At 62.4% G+C, this 8,615-nt stretch carries 7 protein-coding genes and 1 pseudogene; 6 read left to right on the plus strand and 2 right to left on the minus strand.

Going from position 1 to position 8,615, the window contains the following annotated elements; translation table 11 throughout:
- Window positions 1-7: 7 nt before the first annotated feature.
- The 4 genes from ssuC to V8Z78_RS24140 all read left to right on the plus strand — a co-directional run bounded on the left by ssuC (window position 8) and on the right by V8Z78_RS24140 (window position 3,548).
- Entirely contained in the window at window positions 8-850 is an 843-nt protein-coding gene (gene ssuC / locus V8Z78_RS24125; protein ID WP_003066538.1) for an aliphatic sulfonate ABC transporter permease SsuC, read from the plus strand.
- Window positions 851-993: 143 nt separating this feature from the next.
- On the plus strand, window positions 994-1,983 hold the full coding sequence (locus V8Z78_RS24130) for an ATP-binding cassette domain-containing protein (protein WP_349732294.1): 990 nt from the start codon (window positions 994-996) through the stop codon (window positions 1,981-1,983).
- Window positions 1,984-2,052: 69 nt separating this feature from the next.
- The gene (locus tag V8Z78_RS24135; RefSeq protein WP_063664192.1) at window positions 2,053-2,985 is read left to right on the plus strand and encodes a CysB family HTH-type transcriptional regulator; all 933 of its coding nucleotides are present in this window, start codon (window positions 2,053-2,055) and stop codon (window positions 2,983-2,985) included.
- A gap of 347 nt (window positions 2,986-3,332) precedes the next feature.
- The gene (locus V8Z78_RS24140; protein WP_003053517.1) at window positions 3,333-3,548 is read left to right on the plus strand and encodes a TOBE domain-containing protein; all 216 of its coding nucleotides are present in this window, start codon (window positions 3,333-3,335) and stop codon (window positions 3,546-3,548) included.
- A gap of 3 nt (window positions 3,549-3,551) precedes the next feature.
- On the opposite strand, the gene V8Z78_RS24145 is transcribed toward V8Z78_RS24140, so the two are convergent.
- A complete protein-coding gene (locus tag V8Z78_RS24145; RefSeq protein ID WP_003066532.1) occupies window positions 3,552-3,740 on the minus strand; it encodes a hypothetical protein in 189 nt (62 codons plus the stop codon).
- A gap of 115 nt (window positions 3,741-3,855) precedes the next feature.
- On the minus strand, window positions 3,856-7,704 hold the full coding sequence (gene putA / locus V8Z78_RS24150; RefSeq protein WP_349732295.1) for a trifunctional transcriptional regulator/proline dehydrogenase/L-glutamate gamma-semialdehyde dehydrogenase: 3,849 nt from the start codon (window positions 7,702-7,704) through the stop codon (window positions 3,856-3,858).
- Window positions 7,705-7,819: 115 nt separating this feature from the next.
- On the opposite strand from putA, the gene V8Z78_RS24155 reads away from it, so the two are divergent.
- Both V8Z78_RS24155 and V8Z78_RS24160 read left to right on the plus strand, forming a co-directional pair.
- Window positions 7,820-8,296: an Lrp/AsnC ligand binding domain-containing protein gene (locus V8Z78_RS24155; RefSeq protein ID WP_003066527.1), complete on the plus strand. Its 477-nt coding sequence runs from the start codon at window positions 7,820-7,822 to the stop codon at window positions 8,294-8,296.
- A 124-nt stretch (window positions 8,297-8,420) separates the two neighbouring features.
- Window positions 8,421-8,615: pseudogene (locus V8Z78_RS24160) on the plus strand (hypothetical protein); the annotation flags it as partial.

An 8,615-nucleotide genomic window follows, 5' to 3' on the forward strand; every position in this document is an offset into this window, starting at 1 on the left:
AGAGTGTATGAGTGATGTTCAAACGCTGACCTTGCAATCCGCTGCCCAGCCTGCAAGCCCGCCGGTGCCGCGCCTTGAGTTGCTGGCGCGTCAGTTCGCTTTGCGCCTGCTGCCCTGGCTGTTGCCGGTCGCGCTGATCGCTGCCTGGCAGGCCGCATCGGCCTATGGCTGGCTGTCCACGCGGGTGCTGCCCGCACCGCTGGATGTGTTGCGTGCAGCCTGGGCTCTGGCAGAGTCGGGTGAGTTATGGACCCATGTCAAGGTCAGTGCCGGGCGTGCGCTGGCGGGGCTGGCCATTGGTGGCAGCCTGGGCCTGCTGCTGGGTCTGCTTACAGGCTCGCTGCGCTGGGCCGAGACGCTGCTCGATTCCACGATCCAGATGGTGCGCAACATCCCTGCGCTGGCGCTGATTCCGCTGGTCATTCTGTGGTTCGGCATCGACGAATCGGCCAAGCTGTTTCTGATCAGCGTCTCTGTGTTCTTTCCCATTTATCTGAACACCTTTCACGGCATTCGCAACGTGGACCCTGGTCTGATCGAGATGGGCCGCAGCTACGGACTCACGCGCTGGCAGCTGTATCGCGACATCGTCTTGCCGGGAGCGCTGTCTTCCATCCTCGTGGGCTTGCGTTTTTCGCTGGGGCTGATGTGGGTGATTCTGATCGTGGCCGAGACCATCTCGGCCCAGGCGGGCATCGGCTACCTGACCATGAATGCGCGTGAATTTCTGCAGACCGATGTGGTGCTTGTGGGCATCTTGCTCTACGCAATTCTGGGCAAGCTGGCCGATGTGTTTGCTCGTTCGCTGGAGCGCTGGTGGCTGCGCTGGCATCCGGGGTATCAGGGGTGACTCCTCCTGAGCCGCTGCGCGGCTTCCCCCTCTCTCTTTGGGAGGGGGACGACATCCTCGCTGCGAGACGGCTCTTGCTGGATGTCTCTGGCCTGGGTAGTGCGCTTTTTGGGGCTTGGTGGAAAGAATGAGAGGAGCTTGCGATGAGTAGTTTGTGGAGTCGTTTGACGCAGTCGCTGGTGGGTGCCGGTGCCTTGAATGCGCGTCAGCCGCTGGTGGCATGGGAGGCATCCTGGGACGAGGCCGAGGCCTTGCAGGCGAGTGGAAAGCTGTGGCAGCGGACCAAGGATGAGGAAGAAGAGCAGCAGGGCAGCAGCAAGCAGCCGGATGTGCAGCAGAAAGCGGCCCAGGGTGTGCATCTGCAGACGCTGCAGCTGACCAAGCGCTATGGCGAGCGTGAAGTGCTCAAACAGGTGCAGCTCGATGTCCGGCCGGGCGAGTTCATCGCCATCGTTGGGCGCAGCGGCTGCGGCAAGTCCACCTTGCTGCGCCTTGTGGCCGGGCTGGAAGAGGCCAGTGCCGGACAGCTACTGATCGATGCGGGCGAGCAGCGCCGGCAGAATAGGGATACGCGCATCATGTTTCAGGACGCGCGTCTGCTGCCCTGGAAGCGGGTGCTGGACAACGTAATTCTGGGGTTGCCCGATTCGGCACGCGAGCGCGGCCGCAAGGTGCTGGCGCAGGTAGGACTGGCTGACCGCGAAAACGAATGGCCGGCGCGGCTGTCTGGCGGCCAGCGCCAGCGCGTAGCCCTGGCCCGTGCCCTGGTTCACCAGCCGCGACTGCTGCTGCTCGATGAACCGCTGGGCGCTCTTGATGCGCTGACGCGCATCGAGATGCACCGCCTCATCGAAGGTCTGTGGCGCAGTCATGGCTTCACGGCCTTGCTGGTCACGCACGATGTACAGGAGGCCGTGGCCCTGGCCGACCGCGTGGTGCTGATCGAGGACGGGCGCATTGCGCTCGACGAGCGCATCGATTTGCCGCGTCCGCGTGTGCATGGCGATGCCCGCTTTGCCACGCTGGAGACACGCATTCTGGATCGCGTGCTGCAAAAGCCCGAGTCAGAACAGGCAACCGGATTGCCGAGCTGGCCTGGCGTGCCGGCTACGGTTCTGCGCTGGGCGATTTGAGCATCCAACGAAAACAAAGAGAAACAGGCGGCTGGCGCAGCCACAAGCTGTGCCGCCTGCCATCAAGATATGAATTTTCAGCAACTGCGTTCGGTCCGGGAAACGGCAAGGCGTGGCTTCAATCTGACCGAGGTGGCGGCCATGCTCCACACCTCGCAGCCCGGTGTGAGCCGGCAGATTCGCGAGCTCGAGGAGGAGTTGGGCATCGATATCTTTGTGCGCGCCGGCAAGCGTCTGACGGGCCTGACGCCACCCGGCACGGCCTTGCTGCCTATTGTCGAGCGCATGCTGCTGGAAGCCGACAATCTGCGTCGCGCAGGAGAGGACTTCCACGCCAGCGAACGTGGCGGCCTGTCGATTGCTGCTACGCATTCCCAAGCACGCTATGCCTTGCCCCAAGTGGTGCGTGATTTCCGCAGGCTCTACCCCCAGGTTTCGCTGCATCTGCATCAGGGTTCGCCACGCCAGGTGGCCGAGATGCTGCTATCGGGCGAGGCCGATATCGGTGTGGCCACCGAGGCGCTGGGCAGTTATGAGAACCTGGTGACCCTGCCTTGCTACCGCTGGTCGCACAGTGTGGTCGTGCCGCCCGGCCATGAACTGCTCGATACGGACGGAGCACTGACGCTGCAAGCGCTGGCGCGCCACCCCATCATCACCTACGAGCAGGGTTACACGGGGCGTGCCCATATCGACAAGGCGTTTGCGGCGACCGGGCTGGTGCCCGATGTGGTGCTCACCGCCATGGATGCCGATGTGATCAAGACCTATGCGGAGCTGGGCATGGGCGTGGGCATTATTGCCTCCATCGCTTTCGATGCCGAGCGCGACCGCCATCTGCGCGCTATCGATGCCCGTCATCTGTTCGAGGTCAATCTCACGCGCCTGGCTCTGCGCCGCGATGCCTGGCTGCGTGGTTATGCCTATGCCTTCATCGAGAGCTTTGTGCCTACGCTGACCCCCGAGGTGGTGCGTGCGGCACTGCAATCTGCCGAAGACTGAATTTCAACTCGAACCTCCCGAAAGAGCTTCAAGCCCCTGATATTGCACTACATGGGGCGACTGTGCAGCAGGGGCTGGCACAGGTGGTGCTCAATGCCTCGAACTTTTTGCGCAGCCATATCGTGGTGTTGGGCGTCCTTGTCATCCGCGCGATCGGACTGCTGCGCGATGCATGGCCGCGCAGGCTTGTGCCACGCTACGGTCGCTTATTTTCATAAGATGTTTTTGATATAAAAATTTTTATTTTTATTCTTTTGAGTTTTTTAGAGAAGGTTTCAGAATTGTTTTCATGCAGTGCAGCAAACACTGTTTTTCAGAACCTTCATGACTTCTCAGGAGAATTTTGTATGTCCATTCAAGCCATCAACGTACGCAATCAGTTCAAGGGCAAGGTCAAGGAAATCATCCGCGGTGACGTGGTCTCGGAAGTGGATGTGGAAACGCCCTGGGGTATCGTCACTTCGGTGATCACCACGCGCTCGGTCAATGATCTGGGCTTGGCGGTGGGCTCGGAGGTTGTAGCTCTGGTCAAGTCCACAGAGGTGTCCATCGCCAAGCTGTAAATCTCATTGACTCTCAAAGAGCACCCAGCGCAGGTACTGCTTGCGCTGGGTGCTTTCTTTCTTGGCCCCGCTAATACCACCCTTGATATGTCGTTGCTTCGCCTTGCCGTACTTGGTACTGTCTGCGGCTTCGCGCCTGGTCTCAATGGCAAACCTGCGGTTGGTAGCGGTTCTGACGGGCGTGGTGAGCATCGGGCGCATAGCGCCAAACAGGCATGGCCTAAGCAGTGGACAGCAAGCAAGGGCCTTGGCGGACCCCCGCGAAGCAGAGAGGGGGAAGGTGCAAAGCGCCTCAGGAGGTGTTTGCCTATTCCAGAGTCATCAATGCCGCATTGCCGCCCGCTGCCGCCGTGTTGTGCGATAGAGCGCGTTCATGCCAGAGCCGCTCCAGCCGAACGGGCTGGCCAGCCACACAGCGTGTGGGCAGTATCAGCGGGCCGGGGCGCCTTGCCAGGGTCTGCGCCCAGCGTAGAAATTGGGGGGCGTCGCATTCCAGCAGTGCTGCATCCATGGCCTCGGTCTCCGCAATTTCCTCGACGCTCAGCTCGGCAGGCAACAGCAGCACATGGCGGCGCAGTACATCTGGCAGCTTGCCGTGAACTGTGATGCCGAGCGGGCCGGGTACCCACAGGGCTTGCGAGCCGCAGGCCAGTGCGGCAGCCAGTTGCAGCAGCAGCATGGTTCTTTCCTGCGCCAGGCACAGTGTGCGCGGCTTGCCCAGCAGCTGGTAGAGATTGCGCTCGCCTGTGGGGCCGGGCAACAGACGTGCGGCATGCAGATCGGGCAGGGCCGCTTGCAGGCGCTCGCAATCATGGCTGACGATGGCCTCACCATGCTGCCTGGCCCAGTGACCCAGCTGCTGCAAGGCGGTCGCCGCTGCTGCCGTGACGGGTGTGGCGCTTGCCTGTGCCTCTCCGGATTGATGCAGCAGCAGACTGAGCAAACGCAGGGGCGAGCCGGGTGTCTGCTGCAGGCGCGGCAGATACAGGGGGCCGCCGGCCTTGGGACCGGTGCCAGACAGCCCCTCGCCGCCAAAGGGCTGCACACCGACCACGGCCCCCACCATATTGCGATTCACATACAGATTGCCGACATGTGCCGCCTGGGCGACTAGCTGCGCGGTTTCGTCGATGCGCGTGTGCAATCCCATGGTCAGGCCGTAGCCCAGGGCGTTGATGCGCTCCAGCAACTGCGGCAGCTCGCGCCTTTGATAGCGCAGTACATGGAGCACGGGGCCGAAGACTTCGCGCTTGAGATGATGCAGATCGGGCAGCTCGATCAGCGTGGGCGCCACAAAATGCCCTTGCGCGGCAGTTTCCGGGCTCAGCGGCGATTGATGGATGCGCAGACCCAGAGCCCTGAGTCTGGCGATATGCCGCTCGATAGCAGTCTTGGCATCGGCATCGATCACGGGTCCCACATCGGTGGCCAGCTCGGCCGGATTGCCGCAATGCAGCTCTTGCATGGCACCGCACAGCATGGTCAGCAGCCGGTCGGCGCAGTCGTTTTGCACGCACAGCAGGCGCAGAGCCGAGCAGCGTTGGCCCGCGCTGTCAAAGGCGGATGCAGCAATGTCCTGCACGGCTTGTTCGACCAGGGCGGACGAGTCCACCAGCATGGCGTTCTGGCCGCCGGTTTCGGCCACCAGCACCACGGGCTGGCCGTCGGGGCGCAATCTGGCGGCGGTCTGCAGAGCCAGCAGTCGCGCCACCTCGGTGGAGCCTGTGAACAGCACGCCTGCCACGCGCGCATCGGCCACCAGTGCTGCGCCCACGGTCTCGCCCCGGCCGGGCAGCAGTTGCAGCACGTCTGGCGCAATGCCGGCCTGATGCAGCAGGCGAACGGCTTCAAGGGCGATCAGCGGGGTTTGCTCGGCGGGCTTGGCCAGCACCACATTGCCAGCGCCCAGGGCGGCTGCGACCTGGCCGGTGAAGATGGCCAGTGGAAAATTCCAGGGGCTGATGCAGACCACAGGGCCTATGCCGGGGGCGAGCAGATCCGCATCGGCTTGCCGCCGAATCTGAGCCGCGTAATAGCGCAGAAAGTCCACGGCCTCGCGCACCTCGGACACGGCATTGGCCGCAGTCTTGCCGGCTTCGCGCATCAGCAGGCTCATCAGCGGCTGCATCTGCGTTTCAAAGAGCTCGGCGGCGGTCTGCAGCAGACTGGCGCGCAGCTCGGTCGGGCTGGCTTGCCAGGCGGGCTGAGCCCGTGCGGCCGCCTGCATTGCCTGCTGAATCTGCGCGGGCCCGGCATCGCTGACATAGCCCAGCAGCTCCTGATGGCTGGCCGGGTTGGTTATGGCTGTGCCGATGGCATCGGCGGCATGCACGGCATGGACACCCTGGCGAAGTTGTGCGGGCCGGCTTTGCGCAAGCGCTTGAGACAGAGCGCTCAACACACCGTCATCGCTCAGGTCCAGACCAGAGGAGTTGCGGCGCTGTTTGCCCAGCAGCTCGCGCGGCAGCACTATGCGGGGGTGGGGCAGGCCTACGTCATCGGCCGCAAGCAGTGTTTCCACCTCGGCCCGGGTTTGGGGATCCGGCTGCCCCTCAGCCCACGTTTGGTCTGCAGGGGCAGCTATCAAATCAGAGATGGGCCAGTCGGGGTTGGCGATGCGGTGCACGAATGAGCTGTTGGCGCCGTTTTCCAGCAGGCGGCGAACCAGATAGGCCAGCAGTGTCTCGTGCGTACCCACGGGAGCATAGATGCGGCAGGGGCGGCGTGCGGCCTTGTCCTCGGCCTCGACCACATGCAGGTAGAGTTGCTCGCCCATGCCGTGCAGGCATTGAAACTCATAACGTCCAGCGCTGTAGGGCTGGGCACCTGCCAAGGATTCGATGCTGGCCACGGTCTGGGCGTTATGGGTGGCGAATTGCGGGTAGATGGCGCTGGGTGCGGCCAGCAGCTTGCGAGCGCAGGCAATATAGGCCACATCGGTGTGGTGCTTGCGGGTGTAGACCGGGTAGTCGCTCAGACCGTCGATTTGGGCACGCTTGATTTCGCTATCCCAGTAAGCGCCTTTGACCAGGCGCACCATCAGGCGGCGTCCGCTGCGTCGGGCCAGGTCGATCAGATAGTCGATCACATAGGGACAACGTTTTTGATAGGCCTGAATCACAAAGCCCAGGCCGTTCCAGCCTGCCAGGCCAGGGGCATGGGCCAATTGTTCCAGCAGGTCCAGCGACAGCTCCAGGCGGTCGGCTTCTTCGGCGTCGATATTGAGTCCTATGTCGTAGCTGCGTGCCAGCTCGCACAGTTGCAGCACGCGTGGCAGCAGCTCGCTCATCACGCGCTGCCATTGCGCGCGGCTGTAGCGCGGGTGCAGGGCGCTGAGCTTGATGGAAATGCCCGGCCGTTCATAGACGCCCTTGCCGTCAGCGGCCTTGCCGATCGCATGAATCGCATTCACATAGGACTGCATGTAGCGCTGCGCATCCTCTGCGGTGAGTGCGGCCTCGCCGAGCATGTCGTAGGAATAGCGAAAGCCCCTGGCCTGCAGCTCGCGTGCGCGCTCCAGAGCCTGGGAAATGGTCTCGCCCATCACAAACTGTTCGCCCATCAGGCGCATGGCCATGTCCACGCCCTTGCGCACCAGCGGCTCGCCGCCCCTGGCTGTGATGCGTTTGAGCGCCGCGAGCAGGCCTGACTCGCTATGCGTATCGACCAGCTTTCCGGTGACCACCAGTCCCCAGGCAGCTGCATTGACAAAGAGCGAGGGGCTCTTGCCCAGATGAGCCTGCCAGTCGCCGCCGCGCAGCTTGTCGCGGATCAGTGCATCACGGGTAGCCGCATCGGGGATGCGCAGCAAGGCTTCGGCCAGGCACATCAGCGCCACGCCTTCCTGCGAGGACAGCGAAAACTCCTGCAGCAGACCTTGCACCAGCCCCTGTCGCCCAGCGCTGGCGGGTTGGGCGCGCAGTTGCTGGACCAGCTTTTGCGCATGGGCAGCGACCTGGGCAGCCTGGGCGGGCGGCAGCGTGGCGGCAGGCAGCAGCCGGGCCACGGCATCGGACTCGGCCATGCGGGTGGCGCAACTGATGGCTTGACGCAGTTCATCGGCAGGGCGGCTGGAATCTGGCAGCGCAGTGAAAGTCGGCATGTCTGTGCAGGTGTCGTAGAGCCTGGACGCGAGCGGGTGCGCGGCCTTCACCATGTTCACAGCTGCATTGCATGCGGCCCGGGCGCAGCTGTCTACATAGGGAAAATCATTGCTGGTTTGTCGAAAAATGAATCACTATATTGAGCGAATTAAAAAGAGGAATTCACCAGTGAATGACGCTTCAGAAGTGGATATCGACAGGATTGATCGAAAAATACTGGCAATTCTGCAAACCGATGGGCGCATCTCCAATCTGCGCCTGGCAGAGCAGGTGGCGCTGTCGCCCACAGCCGTACAGGCCCGTGTGGCCCGGCTTACACGCGATGGTTACATCCTGGGCTACGAAGCGCGGCTGAACCCGCAGAAGCTGGGCGTGGGCATGACGGTGTTTGTCGAGGTGCTGCTGGACCGCACCACGCCCCATGTGTTTGACGAGTTCAAGGCCGCCGTGCTGGCGTACCCGGCCATCATGGAGTGCCATATGGTGGCAGGGGGATTTGACTATCTGCTCAAGACCCGCATGGCCGATATGGCGGCTTACCGTGACTTCGCGGGCCGGGTGCTGTGGCAGCTTCCGGGCGTGCGCGAGACCAGAACCTATGCGGTGATGGAGGAGATCAAGGATGATGCGCGGCTGCCTTTGTAGGAGAAAAGCGCGTTTGAATGAAGGGTTCAGGACTCTGTATCTACGTTGACGCAGGCTAGCAACAACTGCTTTTTCAGGAATGGATGGGCCGCAAAAAACATGTAAATAATTGATACACACAGAGGTGGTTGCCGCAGTGAAGGCTGCGGCACAAGCTGTGCAGTTTTTCTCGATTAATGACCAAAAAGCGGCATCTATGAGAGTCAATGCACCAGTGACACAGCGGGAGTACAGCTTTGATGAGCACGCGACTCTGATGTCCACCACGGACACCGAGAGCTACATCAAATATGCCAATCAGGCGTTCATGGAGGTCAGC

It is taken from the genome of Comamonas sp. wu1-DMT (assembly GCF_040187805.1).
Taxonomy (GTDB): Bacteria; Pseudomonadota; Gammaproteobacteria; order Burkholderiales; family Burkholderiaceae_C; genus Comamonas; species Comamonas thiooxydans.